Below are 19,645 nucleotides of genomic sequence, written 5' to 3' on the forward strand. Positions count from 1 at the left end.
ATATTATTTTTATATTTTAAATAGGAGGGGATTTTATGAATTTGGATGATTTAGTTATTTTTGAATTAAAGGTAACTAACACAGAAGAAGATTTAACAATTAAAAAAGAAGTAAAAGAAGATTTGTTAACACCAGGAAAACAACCTAATGGTGGCTGTTTAAGATATACTAGTAGTTGTTAAAAAAGTTCCCTTTTAGGAAACTTTTTTAAAAAGGGGGATATTTTAATGTATGAAGAACTTGAATTATGGCTTTTAAAAAATTATGAAACAATTTCTAATATTCAATTAGGATTAACTTATAAATGTAATTTAAATTGTATTTTTTGCTTCCAAAAAAATAATTTTATTTCATCATATCTTGATTTTCATAAATTTAAAATTATTCTGGAGAAAATAAAAGAATTAAATACAATTAAACTTATTGAGCTAACAGGTGGTGAACCATTTTTAAATCCAAACATTTCAGATATTATTGAACTTATTGGAAATGATTTTCAGTTAGAAATAACTTCCAATGGTACTCTGGTAAATCAAAAAATTATTGAAAAATTAAAAAAAGTTAATTTAAAAAGTATTAAAATAAGTGTTAACGCAGCTACCTCAGAAACATATTTTAAAGTTACAGGAAAAAACATTTTAGGAGAGTTGTGAATAATATAAAAATGCTTATTAAAAATGACATTCCAGTTACTATATCTTTTATTGTAAACAAATTAAACTACTTTGAAATTGAGAAAGCAAAAGAAATTTTTGAGGGATTATGAGCTACTATAATATTTTCACCTTTTATGATAGATAATATTTATAATAAAAAGATGTCAAATAGTGATTATAGAATATCATCTCAAGAAATATTAAAAAATTTAAAAATTTTAAATATATCAAAGATGCTTCCTGAATGTTCTGCTCTAAGGAAAACAGTCTTTATAGATTCAAATGGAGATATATATCCATGTATAGCTCTACCAATAAAAATTGGTAATATATTTAATAATAGTCTTGAAAAAATATTAAAATCTCCATATTCAACATTTATAAAAAGAAAAATTTATGATTCTCAAAAAAATGTTGAAAAAAATATATTATTTTGTCCTGCAATCAATTATTCTGAAAATAAGGATTTTTCAAAAATACCAGAATATATAAAAAATGTTTTTAATTTTTGTAAGGAAAAATAACTTATAACGTGGAGTGAGATTATGATAAAGTATTACAATAACAATAAAGGAGAAAGTTATTTGTTTATTGATTTTAATAATAATATTTTAATATTAAAGAATGATTGGGCCGATATAGGAAAACTTCTCTTAGAAGGATATAATATAGATGATTTATTTTTAATGTTTAATGATTTTATCAATGATTACAATATGTTTAAGACACAGTGTAAAACATTAATGGAAAAGTTTAAATCTATAGGAGTGATGAATTTTGATTGAGTTTTCTGAGGTTAATTTGAGGATAAAAGATAAAAACATATTGTCAGAGATTAATCTATCTATATCTGATAACAAAACAATTGGTATTGTTGGGAAAAATGGTTCTGGTAAAAGCTCTTTTTTAAAAGTAATGGCTGGAATTATAAAACCAACAGATGGAAAAGTAAAAGTGTTTAACTATATTCCTCATAAAAAAAACAAAGAATTCTTAAGGCAAATCTCTTTTGTTAATCCTCAAAAAGGAATCCTGGATTATTCTTTATCCGCTATTGATTTCTATAAATTTTTAGCGAAGGTTTATAAAATAAATAAAAAGGATTTTATGGATAAAATCGAATATTTTGGAAAAATATTGGATATTAAAGATAAAATTCATCAACCTGTTAGGTTATTATCTTTTGGTGAACGGGTAAAATGCGAGGTTTTAGCTAAATTAATACATTCTCCAAAATTAATTATTTTAGATGAACCTTTTATCGGAATAGATGTTGATTCAAAAAATAAATTAATAGAATTTTTAAAAATGCAGAAGAAAGAGAGAAAAACTATTTTTATAGTAACTCATGAAATAAATATATTATCTGAGATTGTAGATGAATTAATAATATTTGATAAAGGTAAAATTTTGAGAAGGGTCAAAGAAAGTGAAATAGAACACTTTAAAGAACTTAAAAAAGTTGATTATGTATTTTCTAATGGAATAACAAAATCTGAGATAATAAATAAATTTAAAGTTCCAGATATTTCTTTAAAAAATATAAAATCAATTCAAATAAATGATATTACAATTGAAGATATCTTAAGGGAGTTAGTATAATGGAATATTTAGAATACAGTAAATTACTGCTAAAAAAATTAAAAGCATACAAACTTAATTGGTATTTGTACATCTTTCAGAATATTATAAACTTTTTCTTTTTATATCTTTTTTTGCAATCAGGAATAGGTGAGAAGGATAAGATAATCAGATATTATTTTTCTCTTTCATTTTTCTTATCTCATATAATTCCAGTAATAAAGCCCGGTTTTTTTAATTTAGTTAGAAATGGTGAATTTGATAATTTAATTCTAATGCCTATAAATAAAATTCTCTATTTTTCCATTGTGGAAATTGTATACCCCTTATACAACATATTTTTAACCTTACCTTTTATTTTTGTATTTTCGATTATTTTCAATATACCTCTTAAAAATTTAGTGGTTTTATTAGTAATTTTTCCATTTTCACTTATTCTATCTTCTTTGATTTCAATTTTGTTTAGTTTAAGTGCTTTTTGGTTAAAAAAAGGAGATTCTCTTTCGTTCTGGTCATATAGTTTATTTAGAATAATTTCTGGTGGTATAATTCCTATTAAATTTTTCCCGGATAAAATTAAATTGGTTTTGGAATTTTTACCATTTAATTATATAGTAAATTTTCCGGGTGAAGCATTTGCAAATGGTGTAATAGATATTGGCAATTTTTTAAAATTATTATTCTGGATATTAATAATATTTATTATTTCAAATATGGTTTATAATTATGCAATCTCAAAATATGAAACAGCGGGTGGTTAATAATGTTTGTACAAAGTTTTATTAATGGCATAAAAATTAGAATGCAATTTTTAAAAGATACGATATTAATGATTTTATGGGGAATTTATGAATTATTAATAACAATAATGTTCTTTTCAGTAATAAAGAGTAATTTCAATATTAATATATCAAATGAAAAAATGTTATTATTAATCGGAACTGCTTTTATTGTAGAAACAATACATTATACTTTTTTTGGCTCATCGCTTCTTAATTTAAGTAATTTAATCATAGAAGGAAAATTAGATAATTATATTTTAATGCCTAGAAATATTGGATGGATTTTATCTATAATAAATATGGACTCTTTATATTTAATTACCCTAATACCTAATTTATATATTATATTAAATGTTTATAATTGGCATATATCGGATTTTATAAGATATTTTTTAAACATCATTATCATGGTTCTGATAAGATATTCTTTTCAATTAATAATTACTTCGTTGAATTTTATCTTTGTAAATGTAAAATTACTTGAAGATACTATTAATACCCTTTTTTCATATGCATATTTACCTAAAAATATTTATACATCTTTCTGGAAATATGTTTTTATAGTAATCCCGGTGAGTCTTTTTGCAAATGTTCCTGTAGAATGCTTATTAAAAAGAGTATTTATGATAAAATATTTTATATCTGCTGTTTCATTATTTTTGTTAGCAAATATAATTTTCAAAAAATCACTGGAAAGGTATATCAGTGTTGGGGGATGATAACCAAAAAAGGAATGGCTGAGGCCATTCCTTTTTTGGTTGTTTTAAGTTATTAAGTCTTGAGAATTATCCATTCCACCACCAGAATACCATAATCCTACAAATATAAAAAAGGTTATTGAAATTGTAAAATTGGATAAAATCATACCTATCAAAGAATACAATGTAGAATAATCTTCCAGTTTGGGAAGATTCCAGACTGTTGTTAAAGACCAGGTTACTTGGTATTTGGTATAATTAGACTCTTCAAAAATAGCCTGAATAAAAAATCAATTCAGCGATAAGAAGTATTAAATTTAGTAATGAATTTAAAAAAGATGAAAAATAATAAAAGAATTAAGCTCTAATATAATAAAATTTAGTTTTGCTAATAGAAGCCAGTAAATGGTCCATACCCAAATCATGAGCAAGGAAAGCAGAAGAAATGAAAAAAAGATTAACAAGATTGGCATCAAGAGAAACAGCATTAATATAACGTAATTTAGTATGAGAAATATAGGATTCAATATTAGCAAAAAGAGATTCAATACGAACACGTGGTTTATAGTTTTCTTTAAAGAAAGAAGAATTTCTAAAAAGATACTTTCTAAAATTATCTTTAGAAAAATTCTGATATTTATAGCAATTGCTTTTGGTACATGAATCTGGTTTATTCTCAAAGAGTGTTATTATCGTTAATAGATAAGGGGATGAGCAGAGAAGAAGGATATAAGTTTGTTCAAAAATATGCATTAGAAGCATGGGAAACAAGAAAAGACTTTAAAGAATTGTTATGGGATAATGAAAGAATTAGAGAATTATTTTCAAAAGAAGAATTTGATGAAATTTTCACACCAGACTATTATTTAAGAAATATCGATGAAATTTATAAAAGGTTTGAATTAAAATAGCTGCCGAGAGGCAGCTTATTTTACTGAAAATATAGTACTTCCAGAGCCGCTCATTAATGAAACAATAGAGTTTTTTGACATTTCTTCTTTAATATTTTTTAATTTTGGATATTTAGGAAAAACAACCTGTTCAAATATATTAAAAGAATTTTCTCTTATTTTTCTGATATTTCTTTCTTTATAAACTTCGTATAATTTCATTGGATCTCCATATCTTTTTAAATTATTCCAATTATTATCAATTTCATTGTACATTTCAGGAGTTGAAACATGTATTCCTGGAAAATTAAATTCAAAATTCAGGTTTAGAGATTCTAAAAATGTTAATTTATCTCCAATTTCTTCAGCAATAGCGGTACCACCAAATATTAAAAAAGGCACATCACCACCGACTTTTGATCCGATTTCTATAATATCAGAATTGCTTATTTTATAATGTTCTTTTAAAAATTTTAAAATAGCAGCAGCATCAGCGCTTCCGCCACCGATTCCGCCACCTTGAGGTAATTTTTTATTTAAATGTATTTTTAAATTAAAATTATAACTGGTTAGTTTTTTAAAAGTATCTATTGCTTTTTTTATTAGATTATTTTCCCATGGGAAATCTAATTTAGGGTTAGATGTAAATATTTCTTTCTCAGAAAATTCAACATCAATTTCATCATATAATGGAACGCTATTAAATAAAGTTAAAATATCATGATATCCGTCGTTTCTTCTGCTTACAACATCTAAAAAAAGATTGACTTTTGCGTATGCTTTTAAAAGCATTAAATCACCTCAAGAGCTCTTAATGCAATTTTTGACCAGCCTTCAAAATTTCCATTAAAATTTTTAAATTCCATTTCATTTAGCCATAATTCATTGAAATTTTCTTTTTCTCTAATATCAGCATTAGTAACATTAGCAATGAATAAAACGCCTAGATGAACTCTGGAAACTTCTGTTGAATCATCTAATATCAAGCCAACATATTCTAAAGATTTTAATTTATCAATAAATAATTCTTCATTTAATTCTCTGTTTAATCCATTGTAAAAAGTTAATTCGGGATTTTCGTTTTCGTCAATAGGATTAACATGACCACCAATTCCTACACTATATAAATTATGTAGTCTTTTCTCTGTTTGATTTTTGGTTCTTTGAACAACTAAAATTTTATTCTTTTCATCTTTTATAACAACATATGGTATTATTTGTTTTTTGGATTCATCTGTTTCTGCTAAATCTCTATCGATAAAGTAAGCATTTTTGAATATTTTTTCAAGAATATTTTGTTCTACTATTGTAAAACCATTAAAGAAATTGATGCCGTTTAGAATTTCATTATCAATTACCCAAACTTTTTCTTTCATTCAATAACCTCCACAGTTATATTCTGGTTTGTGTATATACATATATCTCCAGCGATTTTTAAAGCTTTTTCAGCAATTTCTTTAGCATCTAAATCTGTATTTTGCAATAATGCCTTTGCAGCAGCTAATGCATAAGGTCCTCCTGAACCAATAGCCATAACATTTTCTTCTGGTTCAATAACTTCACCGTTTCCGGATATTAATAATAGATAGTCTTTATCCCCAACTAATAACATAGCTTCTAATTTTCTTAATACTTTATCTGTTCTCCAGTCTTTGGAAAGCTCAACAGCAGCTTTCAATAAATTACCAGCGTTAGCTCTATATTTTGTTTCAAATCTTTCAAATAAGGCTAATGCGTCAGCAACTGAACCAGCGAAACCAGCTATAACCTTACCTTCACCTAATCTTCTTACTTTTCTTGCTGTTCCTTTAAAAATAGTATTTCCAAGTGTTATTTGTCCATCACCTGCAATTACAGTTTTTCCATCTTTTTTTACACCTACGATTGTTGTTCCTCTAAATTCCATATTAAACACCTCTCATTTTAATTTTAAGCAATTTTTAAGTATGGTATGTTTTAATTCTATTGTAAAGTAAATAAACTATAATTTTATAGATTACAAATATTATTATAACATAGGGGGGTAAAAAGATGAAAAAGGTATTTTTAATTTTAATGATGGTTTTATTAATGTTTAATGTAATTAATGCAGCGAAATCTATTTTTTCTATGGATATAGTTGTTCCTACGTTAAATGATTTAACAGGTAGATTTGATGGTGTATTGTCTTTTAAAGATGTTTCTAGTATTAAATATGGATTTGATTCTGGATTTTCATTCCCTTTTATTAAATATTATCTGTATGATTTAAAGGGGACTTTTGATTTTAGTACATTGATAGATACTTTAGATTACAAAACAAAATTCTCAATTATGGCAACTTTTGGTAAAAGAGAAGCCTCAATTATTATAGAACAACCAGTTGCTTCAGATTTGAGTTTTTCAACAAAATACGGTATAAAATTCTTTTTAGAAAATTTAGGTGGTTATATGATAATTGAAACTACACTAAAAGAATTATATGTTGGATTTACATATTGAGGTGGTTATGTGTTTAAGATATTAATAGTAGAAGATGATAGAAGTATTTCAAGATTATTGGAATTGGAATTAAAACATGAAGGATTTAATGTAGAAGTAGCTAATGATGGTAAAGAAGGTTTGGAAAAGTATGAGTCTTTTAAGCCAGATATAATAATTTTAGATTTGATGCTTCCCGAAATAGATGGTATGGAGGTAGCAGAATCAATAAGAAGTTTTGATAATAATGTAGGTATCATTATGCTTACAGCAAAAAGTGACTTAGGTTCTAGAGTTGAAGGTTTAAAAACAGGAGCAGATGATTATGTAGTTAAACCATTTGAAATAGAAGAACTTTTAGCAAGAATAGATTCTTTGCTTAGAAGATTGGGGAAACATAAAGTTTTGAATACTTCAAATATAGAAATTGATTCAGAAAAAATGGAAGTTAAAGTAAATGGAAAAGAAATAAATTTGACACTTACAGAGTTTAACTTATTAAAATATTTGATAATTAACAAAAATAATGTTATTTCAAAAGAAAAATTGCTTGAAGAAATTTGGGGTTATGATGATCCGGAAAACTTGAATCTAGTTGAAGTATATGTAAATTATTTGAGAAAAAAATTAGGCGAAGAAGGGAAAAAAATAAAGACAGTGAGAGGTGTTGGATACGTATTTAAAGAAGAATAAAAAAAGTGTTGTATGGAATTTGACAATTATATATACTATGGTAATAATAGTAATATTATTAACAGTAATACTTTCAATGAGATATTTTGTTGAATTTATGTCTGTAAGATCTTATGCAGTTATTTTAAAGCAACAAATAGAGAAGATGTCTCAAATTCCTTCACCCGATAGAATGGGTGTTATGATGAGAAATATGAATATATTAAGGGATTCGGAAAGATTAAAAAACAGCATTATATCAAATAAAGTTGTGATATTAGATGGTATTGTATTAAATGATCCTTTTGGAATAGTAAATGAAGAAATATATAATATAAAAAAGCCTTATGCAGTTTATAAAAATGAAGGATTATATTATATATTCATTAAAACTAAAGTCTTTGGAAATTCAAATTTGATAATAGGTGGTCCATCTTTAGAATATACGGCATTACTTAATACATTTAACTCTCTTGCATTTAAATTGAGTTTGATAAGTATTTTTTTATCTTTTTTAATTTCATATTATTTTGCTAAACGTTCTCTTAAACCACTTCTTGATATATCAAGAGAAATATCAGAAATTAATGTTGAAAGTTTGGACAAAAGAGTTCCTGAACAAAAATATATAGAATTTCATACATTAACACAAAATATAAATTCAATGTTAGAAAAAATAAATAAAGGTTATGAATTGCAAAAACAATTTGTTTCGGATGTTTCTCATGAATTAAGAACACCGTTGACATCAATAATTGGATATATTAAATTAATTGAGAGATGGGGGAAAGAAGATAAAAAAGTGTTTGAAGAATCATTAGAAAATATAAAAAGTTCATCAAATTATCTAAAGGAAATGATAGAAAATTTGTTATTATTATCTAAAGTAGAAGAAGAAATAAAACTTGAAGAAGTTAATTTAAGGGATGTAGTAGAAAAAGTAATAAGTATATATAAAAATGAAGATATAAAAATAAAAACTAAATTGAAAAATGTATATGTAAAAACGAATAAAGATTATTTATCTATTATGCTTAAAGTAATTATTGAAAATGCAATTAAATTCACTAAATTGAATGGTGAAAATGAAATATTTATTAATATAAACAATAAGGAAATAGAGATAATAGATAAAGGTATTGGAATACCAGAAGATGAAATAAATAAAATTTTTGAAAGATTTTATAAATCCAATAAAGCTCGTTCTGATGAAGGGTTTGGATTAGGTCTTTCTATTGCAAAAAGAATAAGTGAAAAGATTTACGCTAAAATAGAAGTTATTAGTAATGAGGGTGAAGGAAGTACATTTAAGATTAAATTTTCTTAAATATTTTGATTTTTTAAAGAATTTGGTGTATAATGGTATAATAAGAGGTGATAATATGAGGAGTATGACTGGTTATGGGAGAATAGAAGAAAATATAGGTAATTATAGTTATACTGTTGAAATAAAATCGTTAAATGGAAAACACTTAAATATAAAAACGAATTTGCCATGGATATATTCATCTTTAGAGTTAAAGGTAAATGATGTAATAAAAAAATATTTCAAAAGAGGCTCGTTGAATATATATATAGATATTAGATTATTACAACCAAAAGATATAATAAAAATAGATAAAGCTCTTGCAAAATCTTATTATGATGCATTAAATGAACTTGCTCAATATCTTCACTTAAACGATTTACCGAATTTAGACCTTCTTGTTAAATTTAAAGAAATAATGAGATATTCAATTGATGAAAAAGATCTTGATAATATATGGGAAGGATTAGAAACAGCTTTAAATAATTGCGTTAAAAAGGTATTAGAAACACAAAATTCCGAAGGAGAAAAAATAAAAAAAGTATTAGAAGAGTATATAAATACTATAGAAAATATTACAAAAGAAATAGAATCAAATGCTGGTAAAATGAAGGAATACTATAGAGAAAAGTTAAATGACTCATTAAAAGATTTGGATTTAAATATTGAATATAATAAAGAAAGACTTGAATATGAAATAGCTCTTATTTTAGAAAGAGGCGATATTACAGAAGAAATAGATAGATTAAAAATGCACGTAAAGAAGTTTAGAGAATTAATAAATTCTGATTTAGAATCATTAGGACAAAACCTTGATTTTCTCTCTCAAGAAATGCATAGGGAATTTAACACAATAGCTTCTAAATCAAAATTAAAAGAAATAACTGCTTTATCTATAGAAGGTAGATTGCATGTGAATAAAATTAAAGAACAAGTACAAAATATTCATTAATGATAAATAATCTATTATCGGAGGTGTAAGTTGTGTACGGTTTGATAAATATAGGATTTGGTAATGTTGTTATAGGCGATAGGGTTATCGCAATTGTTAATCCTGAATCTTCACCATTAAAAAGATTAAAGGATATAGCAAAAGAAGAAGGAAAATTGATAGATGCAACATATGGCAGAAAGACAAGAGCTATAGTAATAACTGATAGTAATCATATTATTTTAAGTGCTATTCAGCCGGAAACAATCAGTGGTAGATTTATGCAAAATTTCTATGATGTAGAAGCAGCTTTGGAAAAAATAAGGAGAGAGGTATATTCTAAATGACCAAGGGTATTCTTTACGTAGTTAGTGGCCCAAGTGGTGTAGGAAAATCTTCAATTATAAAAAATGCAATGTCAAAATTAGATGGATTTTCATTTTCTATATCATATACTACAAGACCACCAAGACCAGGAGAAATAGATGGAAAAGATTATTTTTTTATAGATGAAAAAACGTTTGATGAAATGGTAAAGAATGATGAGTTTTTAGAATATGCAAAAGTTCATGGTCATAAATATGGTACTTCTAAGAAATACATATCAGAAAAAATTAGTGAAGGTATGAATATAGTTTTAGATATTGATGTTCAAGGAGCTTTGAACGTTGTAAAGAAAATGCCTAAAGAAACAGTTTTGATTTTTATAGCACCACCATCTTATTCTGAGTTAAAGAAAAGATTGATGAATAGAGGAACTGAAAAAGAGGAAGATTTAAAAATTAGATTATCAGATGCTAGATGGGAATTATCCAAAATAAATGAATTTGATTATCTAATTGTTAATGAGGATTTAAATGAAGCAATAAACCAGTTAATTGCTATTTTTATAGCTGAACAAATAAAAACCAAAAGAGTTACAGAACATTTGGGTAAATACTCATTTTTTAAATTCGAGGAGGAATAATTATGTCTATGGATTTTAATTACGATGAAATTATGAAAAAAGTAGGATTTAAATATGTTGTTCCTGTCATGGTTGCAAAAAGAGTACAAATTTTAAAAGAAGAAGGGTTTGATGCAACAGCAAAACCATTGGTAAAAACATCTGATAATAACTTTGTTACAATAGCATTTAAAGAAATAGAAAAAGGCCATGTAAGATTAAAAAATAAAGATAAACTTGAGGAATATAAGCCTGAGGTGAAATAATTTGAAAAAATTTATATTTATAATATCTCTTCTTTTTTCGGTTTCGATATTTTCAGTTAACTTTGATATAGGAATGTCTATATTAACAGGTTTGGATAATTGGAATATGGGATTGAAATTAGGACTTGAAGAAAGTAATTTTGAGTTCTCCAGTGATATTACTTATATAAGTACTCCAGATTTTAATTTTTTGACAGTATTAGATGTTAGTACATCAATATTAAAAATAAATAATTATAGTAATGTTGACTTTGGTATTGCATGGTTTAATGATAGAATAACAAAAGAGGCTACACAAAATAGAAGCATCTTTTTGATGTATTCTGGAATAAAATTTAATACAGAGAATTTATCTTTAAAATTTGGATTTGGATATCCGTTATCTCAGAAGGAATATTCTACAAACCTTGTGGATTATATGTTTTTAAAAATAACATATATAGTTCCACCACCGGAAGATTTTATAGATGATTTAAAAATGGAATTTAGATTTTTGAATGGAAGAAAAGACTTTTCTATATATTTTTCGGAGCCAATTAAATGAAAAAAGGTTTTTTATTAATGGAATCGACATTATCATTATTGATTATTTCAATAATTTCTATAATTGTCCTTGCTTTATTTGCAAGGACAATTATTATGTTCAAAGAAGTAATAAATATGAATTTCAATAGAATAAATGTAGAAAATAGTGTAATAAATATGTTTAGGTTTTTCAGAGATGATATAGAGGTATCGACGGTTAAATTTAATGATGGTGGATATAAAAAATACTTTGAGTTTAAAAGGAAAAACAATGAAAAATTGCAAATCGAGAAAACTTCTAATTATTTAAAAATGATTTTTATAGATCAATATAATAAAAGAACCTATGAATATTTATATACTGGAAAATCAGTTGATATAGATATGAAAGAAAACAAAATGATGGAGTTTCAATTAGAAAATTATAAACTTAATATTTGCTCAGAGGAGTGGTAATATGGCTAACCCAATTATAGAAGCATATAAAATTTTACAAGAAAAAATACGACATGATAATATGAGATTATATCTTGAGTTATTAGAATCAAAAGTTTCAACTGTTAAAGCAAAATCAATACAGGAATTATCAAAACAGAAAGTTGAAATTACTCATATGCATGAAATGCTAAATGATAACAGCCCTAATGTAAGAATTTCTGCTTTAAAATATCTTGAAAAAATGGGAAAACTCGATTGTGATTTATTGAAATCATTATTTAAAGATATATCGCCTTTGATAAGAAAAGAAGCTGTGAAATTATATCTTTCGCTTGGTTGTGAGGATTTTAAAGAATTATTTCCTTTTGCAAAAGATCCGGATTTTAAAGTTAGATTTCAATTAGTAAGCTCATTTATAGAATTTTATCCAGAAGATATAGATAAAATAAAAGATAAATTTAAAGATGATCCAAATCCACAGATAAAAGTTTTATTAAATATTACTGATAATATAAGTGAAATTATATTGTCAGAAGAAATTCCTCTATCTTTGAAAAAACTGATTTTAAAAAGATATTTTGAGTCAAATGATTCTGTAACTGTATACAATACATTTACAGAAATATACAATAACTCTTTAAAAGAAATGAAATTAATAATTATAAAATATATTGCAGGGTTACCATGTGAAATATCTAAAAACTTTTTTACAAAAAATATAGATGAAGAAGATGACATAGAAATATTATTTGAATTGGTTAATAGAGGAAAGAAAATTTGTGGCAATGATATAGTTCAAGATTGGGTAATAGATAAATTTATAAATTCAGATTTACCAAAAATAAAAAATTTTGGTTTCAGATTAGCAATGGAAAAAGATGATATGAATTATGTTGATTATGCAAGAACATTATTAGATGTTGTAGAAGATGATTTATTAAATGGTGCAGTTAATTATTTATTATATTTTCTCGATTACACTTTACTTGAAAAAGTTCCAGAATTTTTAGAATCGCTATCTATAAAAAGAAAAAATTATGCATTACAAATAATAAAAAAATTGAAAGCAGAGCAATTTTTAGTAGAAGTATCAAAAATTGCTGAAAATAAACAATATCCTATAAATCTAAGAAAAAATGCTTTAAATATTTTAAAAATTTTGAAAGCTAATAGTTTTTGGGAAACTCCATTTAATATAATAAGGGATGAAAATGAAAGTGGTACGTTAAAGTTAACCGCTTTAACAACATTGCTAAAATTGAATCCAGAGGTAGTACCAAATGTTCTTGAATGAACTATTTCCGAATAAATGTAAAATATGTGAAAAAGGAATAGTTTTTAATAAACTAATATGCGGGTCTTGTGAAGACTCGCTTTTTCAACCTTCCTACTTAGAAAGGAATGGTCATAAAATATATTTTGCGGGGATTTATGAAAAGCCATTATCGGATTTTATCATAGAATTCAAATTTAAACAAAATGTGCATTTTGCGAAAATTTTCGCTAAAATGATATACAAAACTTATATTTATTACAATATTAGCTTTGATGAATTTCCAGAAATATTATATCTTCTTTCCATAAAAAAACATCTTAAAGTTCGTGGATATAATCCTGTATATTTAATTGCAAAAGAATTTTCAAAATTGACAGGATTTAAAATAAATAAAGGTTTAAAAATAAAAAATAATTATTCCGAATCACAAGTAGAAGCAGAAAACTATATTCAAAGATTAAAACAGGTTAAAAATAAATTTGAGTTTAATAGTATGAATGGAACATATATATTATTAGATGATGTTTATACAACAGGAGCAACAATTAGTGAAGCCATAAATACTATAAGCGGTAAAATTATTCCAATAATACTTTGCAAAAATGTAAAGAAATAAATACCTTTAATAATAGTGGTTTTTCATTATTACTAATAAATAATAGTAAATACAATTAAAAATTGAATAATTACTACTATTTGCTAAAAAAAAATATATGATACAATTTATATGGAAATTTATTTATTGGGGGTTGTTATATGATAATAGATAAGAAATTATCTAAAATTTTGGAAAGTGAAGAACCAAGTATTCAAGAATTAAGAAATATTGCTAAGAATATGGGAATTAGATTGAAAAGATCAATGAGAAAGAAAGATATTATAAAGGTAATAAAAAATAAATTGTTGCAATTAAAAGAAGAAGGGCTAATTACTGATACCTCAAATCAAATGCAATATAATATATCACAAATAAGTAAAATTAATTTAATACCAAATGATAAAATACTAAAAAAGAATTTATTGACAATAGTAAGCGTTAATTCAAATTGGATATATGCTTTTTGGAATTTTTCGAAAGATGTGATTACTAAAATTGAAAAAATACCAGAAAACACTAAAATTATAATGAGATTATATGATATAACAAATAATGATTTAATTGAAGATGCAAATAGAATTTATGAATCTATAAATGATTTAAGAGAATATAAAAGTTATTATTTTTATGTTCCATTATCGAGTTCGGAATACATAGGAGAAATAGGTTATTTAGATTATGAGAAAAATTTTATTCCATTAATAAGAAGCAATAAATTAAAGATGCCTTCTGATAGGATAAATAACTCTGATAATCTTATTATGTATAATGTAAAAACTAATAAAAGAAAAAAGATGAGAGAGAGAATAAATGTTAATATTGTAGAAAAAATACCAAGCATTGCTAATGGCAATATGGCTTTACCACAGTTAGGAGGTAAACCTCCAATTTCTGGTGGCGGTTCTTTTGTTTGGAATTTATATTCTTTAAATAAGGGGATAAAAAAATGAATAAAGGCAATATACTTTTTATTTTACATTCTCATCTACCATATGTTAGACATCCAGACTATGAAGAATTTATGGAAGAAAGATGGTTATTTGAAGCGATTACAGAAACGTATATTCCTTTAATTCGAATGTTTAAAAAATTAGAAAAAAAAGGTATAGATTTTAAATTAACAATGAGTTTATCTCCGACATTAATTGAAATGTTGAATAGCATAGATTTACAAGAAAAGTATATAAGATATCTTAAAAAAATAATAGAATTATCAGAAAAAGAGTATGAGACTACTAAAGATGAAGAGTTAATAAAGCATAAAATGGCAGATTACTATAGAAATAATTTTAAAGAAATATTAGAAATTTTTGAAAAACATTATAAAAAGAATATTATAAATGCTTTTAAAGAATATGAAGAAAAAGGATATTTGGAATTAATTACTACGGCAGCAACTCATGCAGTATTACCAATATATTCTGAATATCCAGAGATAATTAAAATGCAAATAAAATATGGGTTGGAAACATTTAAAAAGTATTTTGGTCATTCTCCTCAAGGATTTTGGTTGCCGGAATTAGGTTATTTTGAAGGATTAGATAGTTATTTAAAAGAATATGGAATAAAATATTTTTTTGTAGAAAAACAAGGATTGATATATGGAAATCCATATCCTATATATAATGTGTATAATCCTATCATTACTCCAGATAATGTTTTTGTTTTTGCTAGAGATAAGGAAAATAATACAGAAATTTTTGATACAGAAACAGGATATTTAACAGATCCAAGATATAGAGAATTTTATAGAGATATAGGTTTTGATAGAGACTATGAGTATATAAAAGATTATATAGATAAAAGCGGAGTTAGATGTAACACTGGAATAAAATATTATAAAATAACTGGTAAAGATAAAGAACTTTTCGATAAAATGTTGTATGATATAGATGAAGCTTATGCTGCTGTAAAAGAAGATGCTGAAGATTTTGTACAAAAAAGGCTTAAACAAATAAAAAAAATAAACGAAGAAATACCAGATTTAAAAGAACCAATATTGACATATGCGTTTGATACAGAATTTTTTGGTCATTGGTGGTATGAGGGAATTATGTTTCTTGAAAAAGTAATAGAAAATGTGTATAATCATAAAGAGATTGAATTGAAAAAACCAGAGGAAATATTAAATGAAATGGAAAATGTTCAGGTTGTATCTCCTACAAAATCATCGTGGGGAATAAACGGATATTTTGAAGAATGGATAAATGGAAACAATGATTGGATATATCCAGCAATATATGAAATGATAGAAGTTTTAAAATCAAAAATTAATAAATTATGGGAAAAACAAGAAAAAGATATTATATCATTAATGATAAGGGAGCTAATGCTGGCACAATCAAGTGATTGGGCGTTTATTATAAGTTCGGGCACAACAGTTGAATATGCAGTTAACAGAATAAAAACACATGTGAAACGTTTTTTTGAACTTAATGCAATGCTTGAGAGTGGAAAAATTGAAAAAAATAAGTTAAAATACTATATGTGGGTAGATAAAATTTTTGAGAACATTGATTATAGTGTTATAAAGTGATCAATACTTGAAAGGAGGGCATAAGAGTGCCAGAAAAATATTTTGAAATCAGATGGCATGGAAGAGCTGGTCAAGGAGCAAAAAGTGCTTCACAATTCTTGACAGAAGCAGCTGTAGAAGCTGGAAAATATTCAACAGCATTCCCAGAATATGGTGCAGAAAGATCAGGGGCACCAATGAAAGCGTTTAACAGAATAGCTGATGTTCCAATTAGAATAAGAAGTGGTATTGAAACTCCAGATGTTGTTGTTGTCTTTGATGACACAATGTTAGGATTACCAGAAATAACATCAGGATTAACTGAAGATAAGATTATGTTAGTAAATACAGTTATGTCTCCAGATGAAGTTAGAGAAAAAACAGGATTTAAAGGAAAAATATATACAATTCCTGCAACAGACATAGCTTTAGAAGAAATTAAAAGAGGTATTCCAAATACAGTTATGATTGGTGCTTTGGTTAAATTAACAAATGTGGTTCCATTAGATGCAGTTAAAGCTAAAATCAAGAAAACATTTGAGAAAAAATTTGGACCAGAAATAGTTGAAGCAAATATGAGAGCTGTTGAAAGAGGTTATCAGGAGGTGAAAGGCGATGCCTAAATATGATAGCTGGAAAGAAATGCCTATCGCTGGAGTAATAGATAAACCAGCTACAGCAAGAGAATATAATACTGGTACATGGAGAATAATGAGACCTATTGTTGATAAAGATGTATGTATAAATTGTATGCAATGTTGGTTATATTGTCCAGATATGGCCATTAATGGTAAAGTAAAAGAAGATGGAAAAACAGAAATGTTAGGTTTCGATTATAATTATTGTAAAGGTTGTGGGACATGTGCAGAAGTATGTCCTGTTAATGCTATTACAATGAAACCTGAAACAGAATTTTTAAAATAAGGAGGTTGAATATAAATGCCTACAAAGTTAGCAATTACTGGTGCAGCTGCAGTTGCTCATGCTATGAGACAAATTAATCCAGATGTTGTAGCTGCATATCCAATAACACCACAAACTCCAATAGTAGAATATTTTGCACAATTTGTTGCAGATGGAGTTGTAGATACAGTAATGGTTCCAGTTGAATCGGAACATTCAGCAATGAGTGCTGTTGTTGGTTCAGCAGCAGCTGGGGCAAGAACAATGACAGCAACAGCAGCTAATGGTTTAGCATTAATGTTTGAAATTGTATATATAGCAGCATCTATGAGATTACCTATTGTTATGCCTATAGTTAATAGGGCATTATCTGGGCCAATAAACATCCATGGTGATCATTCTGATGCATATGCTGTAAGAGATTCAGGATGGATTCAATTTTTCAGTGAAAATTCCCAAGAAGCATATGATTTAACGATCATTGCTACAAAATTAGCAGAAAGGGAAGAAGTATTAACTCCAGCTATGGTAAACTTAGATGGATTTATTACATCTCATGGTGTTGAAGGTGTAGAAATATTAGATGATGAATTAGTAAAAGGATTTGTCGGAGAATGGAAACCAAAATATCCATTATTAGATATTGATAATCCTATCACTCATGGTCCATTAGACTTATTTGACTATTACTTTGAACATCATAGACAACAACAAGAAGGTTTGAAGAACGCATATAAAGCATTACCAGAAGTATTTGCTGAATATGAAAAAATTTCAGGAAGAAAATATGATTTCTTAGATTTATATAGAATGGAAGATGCAGAATATGTAATGGTTGTATTGAACTCTGCAGCATCAACAGCTAAATATGTTGTAGATGAATTAAGGGAAAAGGGAATAAAAGCTGGATTAGTAAAACCATGGGTATTTACACCATTCCCTAAAAAAGAAATTTTAGCAGCTCTTGACGGTAAAAAAGCAGTTGTGGTTCTTGATAGAGCAATGTCATTTGGTAAAGAAGCACCATTATATTCATTGGTAAAATCTGCATTATATGAAGCAAAAGAAAGACCAATGATGGGTACATACGTATATGGATTAGGTGGAAGAGATGTAACTCCTGAAATGTTGCATATACCATTTGAAGAAGCACTTAAAGGTGAATTGGATCCAAACGAAGAAAGATATCTTGGTTTAAAAGAATAATGGAGGTGAATAATAGTGCCTGTAAATATGAAACAATTAATTAATTTGGTAGAAAAAGAAGATTGGCCATTTACACAAGGTCATAGATTATGTCCAGGATGTAATGCGCCAATGGTTGCAAAATGGACAACAATGACAGCAAAAGCTTTAGGATATGAACCAGTAGTAGGTGCAGCAACTGGATGTTTAGAAGTTTCTTCAACAATATATCCATTTACAGCATGGAATATTCCATATATACATAATGCTTTTGAAAATGTTGCAGCAACAATTTCTGGTGCTGAAGCTGCATACAGATCATTAAAGAATAGAGGAAAATTAAAAACAGATAAACCAATTAAATTTATAGCATTTGGTGGAGATGGTGGAACATATGATATAGGTCTTCAATCATTATCAGGAGCTGTAGAAAGAGGACATGATTTCTTGTATGTATTATATGACAATGAAGGTTATATGAATACAGGTAACCAAAGATCAGGTTCAACACCTCCAGGTGCAGATGCAACAACAGAACCTGTTGGAAAAGTAAAAACTGGTAAAGTACAATTTAAGAAAAATATTGTTGAAATAGTTGGGGCTCATGAAAATGTTTATGCAGCAACAGCATCAACTTCTGATCCATTTGATTTTATGGCAAAAGTTGAAAAGGGTTTAAAACATAAAGGACCAGCTTTTATTGCTGTATTAGCTCCTTGTGTAAGGTTCTGGAGAATTCCTGAAAGTTCAGGTCCAAAGATAACAAAATTGGCAGTTGAAACAAAATACTGGCCATTATATGAAATTGATAGAGGTGTTTATAAGATTACAAGAAAACCAAGAAATTTCAAACCAATTGAAGAATATATTAGATCAATTGGAAGATTTAGAAAAGCATTACAACATCCAGAATATAAGGAAATAATTGAAGAAATGCAAAAATATGTAGATACAAGATGGGAAAGATTGTTGAAATTAGAAGAAGCAACAAAAGATATGTATTTGAGATAATCTTCT

At 26.3% G+C, this 19,645-nt stretch carries 28 protein-coding genes; 25 read left to right on the top strand and 3 right to left on the bottom strand.

Translation table 11 applies throughout. The annotated features are described in order from the left end of the window. Positions 1 to 35 precede the first annotated feature (35 nt). The 8 genes from ACZ5CK_RS01755 to ACZ5CK_RS01790 all read left to right on the top strand — a co-directional run bounded on the left by ACZ5CK_RS01755 (position 36) and on the right by ACZ5CK_RS01790 (position 4,628). Positions 36 to 182, top strand: coding sequence for a hypothetical protein (locus ACZ5CK_RS01755; protein WP_464582191.1), 147 nt, complete (start codon positions 36 to 38; stop codon positions 180 to 182). Between the two features lie 45 nt (positions 183 to 227). Beyond that, positions 228 to 653 (top strand): radical SAM protein, encoded by a 426-nt coding sequence (locus tag ACZ5CK_RS01760; RefSeq protein WP_464582193.1) that lies wholly within the window; start codon positions 228 to 230, stop codon positions 651 to 653. Positions 654 to 790: 137 nt separating this feature from the next. Then, on the top strand, positions 791 to 1,180 hold the full coding sequence (locus ACZ5CK_RS01765; RefSeq protein ID WP_464582194.1) for an SPASM domain-containing protein: 390 nt from the start codon (positions 791 to 793) through the stop codon (positions 1,178 to 1,180). Positions 1,181 to 1,201: 21 nt separating this feature from the next. After that, positions 1,202 to 1,441, top strand: a complete 240-nt coding sequence (locus ACZ5CK_RS01770; RefSeq protein ID WP_464582195.1) for a hypothetical protein — start codon at positions 1,202 to 1,204, stop codon at positions 1,439 to 1,441. Then, entirely contained in the window at positions 1,434 to 2,258 is an 825-nt protein-coding gene (locus tag ACZ5CK_RS01775; RefSeq protein ID WP_464582196.1) for an ATP-binding cassette domain-containing protein, read from the top strand. The genes ACZ5CK_RS01770 and ACZ5CK_RS01775 overlap by 8 nt, the downstream gene beginning before the upstream one ends. Beyond that, positions 2,258 to 2,998, top strand: a complete 741-nt coding sequence (locus tag ACZ5CK_RS01780) for an ABC-2 family transporter protein (protein WP_464582197.1) — start codon at positions 2,258 to 2,260, stop codon at positions 2,996 to 2,998. The genes ACZ5CK_RS01775 and ACZ5CK_RS01780 overlap by 1 nt, the downstream gene beginning before the upstream one ends. Before the next feature lie 2 nt (positions 2,999 to 3,000). Further along, complete coding sequence (locus ACZ5CK_RS01785) at positions 3,001 to 3,738, top strand: ABC-2 family transporter protein (RefSeq protein ID WP_464582198.1); 738 nt, start codon at positions 3,001 to 3,003, stop codon at positions 3,736 to 3,738. A 638-nt stretch (positions 3,739 to 4,376) separates the two neighbouring features. Next, the gene (locus tag ACZ5CK_RS01790; protein ID WP_464582199.1) at positions 4,377 to 4,628 is read left to right on the top strand and encodes a hypothetical protein; all 252 of its coding nucleotides are present in this window, start codon (positions 4,377 to 4,379) and stop codon (positions 4,626 to 4,628) included. Between the two features lie 15 nt (positions 4,629 to 4,643). Here the strand turns inward: ACZ5CK_RS01790 and ispE are convergent, their stop codons facing one another. Genes ispE through hslV form a run of 3 tightly spaced genes read right to left on the bottom strand, consistent with a single transcriptional unit; the run spans position 4,644 to position 6,513 of the window. Beyond that, positions 4,644 to 5,399 carry a 4-(cytidine 5'-diphospho)-2-C-methyl-D-erythritol kinase gene (gene ispE, locus ACZ5CK_RS01795; protein ID WP_464582200.1) on the bottom strand — a complete coding sequence of 252 codons (756 nt, stop codon included), beginning with the start codon at positions 5,397 to 5,399 and terminating at the stop codon, positions 4,644 to 4,646. Next, entirely contained in the window at positions 5,399 to 5,983 is a 585-nt protein-coding gene (locus ACZ5CK_RS01800; RefSeq protein WP_464582201.1) for an NUDIX domain-containing protein, read from the bottom strand. Before ACZ5CK_RS01800 ends, ispE begins: the two co-directional genes overlap by 1 nt. Next, positions 5,980 to 6,513 (bottom strand): ATP-dependent protease subunit HslV, encoded by a 534-nt coding sequence (gene hslV / locus ACZ5CK_RS01805; RefSeq protein ID WP_464582202.1) that lies wholly within the window; start codon positions 6,511 to 6,513, stop codon positions 5,980 to 5,982. Before hslV ends, ACZ5CK_RS01800 begins: the two co-directional genes overlap by 4 nt. Before the next feature lie 125 nt (positions 6,514 to 6,638). On the opposite strand from hslV, the gene ACZ5CK_RS01810 reads away from it, so the two are divergent. The 17 genes from ACZ5CK_RS01810 (at position 6,639) to ACZ5CK_RS01890 (ending at position 19,639) form a co-directional block, all read left to right on the top strand. Then, a complete protein-coding gene (locus ACZ5CK_RS01810; protein WP_464582203.1) occupies positions 6,639 to 7,088 on the top strand; it encodes a hypothetical protein in 450 nt (149 codons plus the stop codon). 9 nt (positions 7,089 to 7,097) lie between these two features. Beyond that, complete coding sequence (locus ACZ5CK_RS01815) at positions 7,098 to 7,760, top strand: response regulator transcription factor (RefSeq protein WP_464582204.1); 663 nt, start codon at positions 7,098 to 7,100, stop codon at positions 7,758 to 7,760. Further along, positions 7,735 to 9,066: a sensor histidine kinase gene (locus tag ACZ5CK_RS01820; protein WP_464582205.1), complete on the top strand. Its 1,332-nt coding sequence runs from the start codon at positions 7,735 to 7,737 to the stop codon at positions 9,064 to 9,066. The genes ACZ5CK_RS01815 and ACZ5CK_RS01820 overlap by 26 nt, the downstream gene beginning before the upstream one ends. 55 nt (positions 9,067 to 9,121) lie before the next feature. Then, positions 9,122 to 9,997, top strand: a complete 876-nt coding sequence (locus ACZ5CK_RS01825; RefSeq protein WP_464582206.1) for a YicC/YloC family endoribonuclease — start codon at positions 9,122 to 9,124, stop codon at positions 9,995 to 9,997. 32 nt (positions 9,998 to 10,029) lie between these two features. After that, positions 10,030 to 10,323, top strand: a complete 294-nt coding sequence (locus ACZ5CK_RS01830) for a DUF370 domain-containing protein (RefSeq protein ID WP_464582207.1) — start codon at positions 10,030 to 10,032, stop codon at positions 10,321 to 10,323. Continuing rightward, positions 10,320 to 10,943: a guanylate kinase gene (gene gmk, locus ACZ5CK_RS01835; protein WP_464582208.1), complete on the top strand. Its 624-nt coding sequence runs from the start codon at positions 10,320 to 10,322 to the stop codon at positions 10,941 to 10,943. The genes ACZ5CK_RS01830 and gmk overlap by 4 nt, the downstream gene beginning before the upstream one ends. 2 nt (positions 10,944 to 10,945) lie before the next feature. After that, complete coding sequence (locus ACZ5CK_RS01840) at positions 10,946 to 11,188, top strand: DNA-directed RNA polymerase subunit omega (RefSeq protein WP_464582209.1); 243 nt, start codon at positions 10,946 to 10,948, stop codon at positions 11,186 to 11,188. A 1-nt stretch (position 11,189) separates the two neighbouring features. Next, the gene (locus ACZ5CK_RS01845) at positions 11,190 to 11,732 is read left to right on the top strand and encodes a hypothetical protein (protein WP_464582210.1); all 543 of its coding nucleotides are present in this window, start codon (positions 11,190 to 11,192) and stop codon (positions 11,730 to 11,732) included. After that, positions 11,729 to 12,169, top strand: a complete 441-nt coding sequence (locus tag ACZ5CK_RS01850) for a hypothetical protein (protein WP_464582211.1) — start codon at positions 11,729 to 11,731, stop codon at positions 12,167 to 12,169. The genes ACZ5CK_RS01845 and ACZ5CK_RS01850 overlap by 4 nt, the downstream gene beginning before the upstream one ends. Position 12,170: 1 nt before the next feature. After that, the gene (locus tag ACZ5CK_RS01855; protein ID WP_464582212.1) at positions 12,171 to 13,445 is read left to right on the top strand and encodes a HEAT repeat domain-containing protein; all 1,275 of its coding nucleotides are present in this window, start codon (positions 12,171 to 12,173) and stop codon (positions 13,443 to 13,445) included. Further along, the gene (locus tag ACZ5CK_RS01860; protein WP_464582213.1) at positions 13,432 to 14,043 is read left to right on the top strand and encodes a ComF family protein; all 612 of its coding nucleotides are present in this window, start codon (positions 13,432 to 13,434) and stop codon (positions 14,041 to 14,043) included. The genes ACZ5CK_RS01855 and ACZ5CK_RS01860 overlap by 14 nt, the downstream gene beginning before the upstream one ends. Before the next feature lie 140 nt (positions 14,044 to 14,183). Then, the gene (locus ACZ5CK_RS01865) at positions 14,184 to 14,975 is read left to right on the top strand and encodes a DUF4912 domain-containing protein (protein WP_464582214.1); all 792 of its coding nucleotides are present in this window, start codon (positions 14,184 to 14,186) and stop codon (positions 14,973 to 14,975) included. Beyond that, the gene (locus ACZ5CK_RS01870; RefSeq protein ID WP_464582215.1) at positions 14,972 to 16,561 is read left to right on the top strand and encodes a glycoside hydrolase family 57 protein; all 1,590 of its coding nucleotides are present in this window, start codon (positions 14,972 to 14,974) and stop codon (positions 16,559 to 16,561) included. The genes ACZ5CK_RS01865 and ACZ5CK_RS01870 overlap by 4 nt, the downstream gene beginning before the upstream one ends. Positions 16,562 to 16,587: 26 nt before the next feature. Further along, positions 16,588 to 17,163 (top strand): 2-oxoacid:acceptor oxidoreductase family protein, encoded by a 576-nt coding sequence (locus ACZ5CK_RS01875; RefSeq protein WP_464582216.1) that lies wholly within the window; start codon positions 16,588 to 16,590, stop codon positions 17,161 to 17,163. Next, positions 17,156 to 17,464: a 4Fe-4S binding protein gene (locus tag ACZ5CK_RS01880; protein ID WP_464582217.1), complete on the top strand. Its 309-nt coding sequence runs from the start codon at positions 17,156 to 17,158 to the stop codon at positions 17,462 to 17,464. The genes ACZ5CK_RS01875 and ACZ5CK_RS01880 overlap by 8 nt, the downstream gene beginning before the upstream one ends. Before the next feature lie 15 nt (positions 17,465 to 17,479). Further along, entirely contained in the window at positions 17,480 to 18,649 is a 1,170-nt protein-coding gene (gene porA, locus ACZ5CK_RS01885; protein ID WP_464582218.1) for a pyruvate ferredoxin oxidoreductase, read from the top strand. 15 nt (positions 18,650 to 18,664) lie between these two features. Continuing rightward, on the top strand, positions 18,665 to 19,639 hold the full coding sequence (locus ACZ5CK_RS01890; protein WP_464582219.1) for a thiamine pyrophosphate-dependent enzyme: 975 nt from the start codon (positions 18,665 to 18,667) through the stop codon (positions 19,637 to 19,639). Positions 19,640 to 19,645 lie beyond the last annotated feature (6 nt).

Source organism: Marinitoga okinawensis (assembly GCF_055387075.1).

Excerpts from the sequence above, each read along its gene's own strand:
- ACZ5CK_RS01790 (WP_464582199.1), top strand. The coding sequence starts at position 4,377 with ATGAATCTGGTTTATTCTCAAAGAGTGTTATTATCGTTAATAGATAAG.
- ACZ5CK_RS01840 (WP_464582209.1), top strand. The coding sequence starts at position 10,946 with ATGTCTATGGATTTTAATTACGATGAAATTATGAAAAAAGTAGGATTT.
- ACZ5CK_RS01865 (WP_464582214.1), top strand. The coding sequence starts at position 14,184 with ATGATAATAGATAAGAAATTATCTAAAATTTTGGAAAGTGAAGAACCA.
- ispE (WP_464582200.1), bottom strand. The coding sequence starts at position 5,399 with ATGCTTTTAAAAGCATACGCAAAAGTCAATCTTTTTTTAGATGTTGTA.
- ACZ5CK_RS01880 (WP_464582217.1), top strand. The coding sequence starts at position 17,156 with ATGCCTAAATATGATAGCTGGAAAGAAATGCCTATCGCTGGAGTAATA.
- ACZ5CK_RS01755 (WP_464582191.1), top strand. The coding sequence starts at position 36 with ATGAATTTGGATGATTTAGTTATTTTTGAATTAAAGGTAACTAACACA.
- ACZ5CK_RS01780 (WP_464582197.1), top strand. The coding sequence starts at position 2,258 with ATGGAATATTTAGAATACAGTAAATTACTGCTAAAAAAATTAAAAGCA.
- ACZ5CK_RS01870 (WP_464582215.1), top strand. The coding sequence starts at position 14,972 with ATGAATAAAGGCAATATACTTTTTATTTTACATTCTCATCTACCATAT.
- ACZ5CK_RS01850 (WP_464582211.1), top strand. The coding sequence starts at position 11,729 with ATGAAAAAAGGTTTTTTATTAATGGAATCGACATTATCATTATTGATT.
- ACZ5CK_RS01810 (WP_464582203.1), top strand. The coding sequence starts at position 6,639 with ATGAAAAAGGTATTTTTAATTTTAATGATGGTTTTATTAATGTTTAAT.
- ACZ5CK_RS01785 (WP_464582198.1), top strand. The coding sequence starts at position 3,001 with ATGTTTGTACAAAGTTTTATTAATGGCATAAAAATTAGAATGCAATTT.
- porA (WP_464582218.1), top strand. The coding sequence starts at position 17,480 with ATGCCTACAAAGTTAGCAATTACTGGTGCAGCTGCAGTTGCTCATGCT.
- ACZ5CK_RS01800 (WP_464582201.1), bottom strand. The coding sequence starts at position 5,983 with ATGAAAGAAAAAGTTTGGGTAATTGATAATGAAATTCTAAACGGCATC.
- hslV (WP_464582202.1), bottom strand. The coding sequence starts at position 6,513 with ATGGAATTTAGAGGAACAACAATCGTAGGTGTAAAAAAAGATGGAAAA.
- ACZ5CK_RS01765 (WP_464582194.1), top strand. The coding sequence starts at position 791 with ATGATAGATAATATTTATAATAAAAAGATGTCAAATAGTGATTATAGA.
- ACZ5CK_RS01770 (WP_464582195.1), top strand. The coding sequence starts at position 1,202 with ATGATAAAGTATTACAATAACAATAAAGGAGAAAGTTATTTGTTTATT.
- ACZ5CK_RS01860 (WP_464582213.1), top strand. The coding sequence starts at position 13,432 with ATGTTCTTGAATGAACTATTTCCGAATAAATGTAAAATATGTGAAAAA.
- gmk (WP_464582208.1), top strand. The coding sequence starts at position 10,320 with ATGACCAAGGGTATTCTTTACGTAGTTAGTGGCCCAAGTGGTGTAGGA.
- ACZ5CK_RS01825 (WP_464582206.1), top strand. The coding sequence starts at position 9,122 with ATGAGGAGTATGACTGGTTATGGGAGAATAGAAGAAAATATAGGTAAT.
- ACZ5CK_RS01855 (WP_464582212.1), top strand. The coding sequence starts at position 12,171 with ATGGCTAACCCAATTATAGAAGCATATAAAATTTTACAAGAAAAAATA.
- ACZ5CK_RS01760 (WP_464582193.1), top strand. The coding sequence starts at position 228 with ATGTATGAAGAACTTGAATTATGGCTTTTAAAAAATTATGAAACAATT.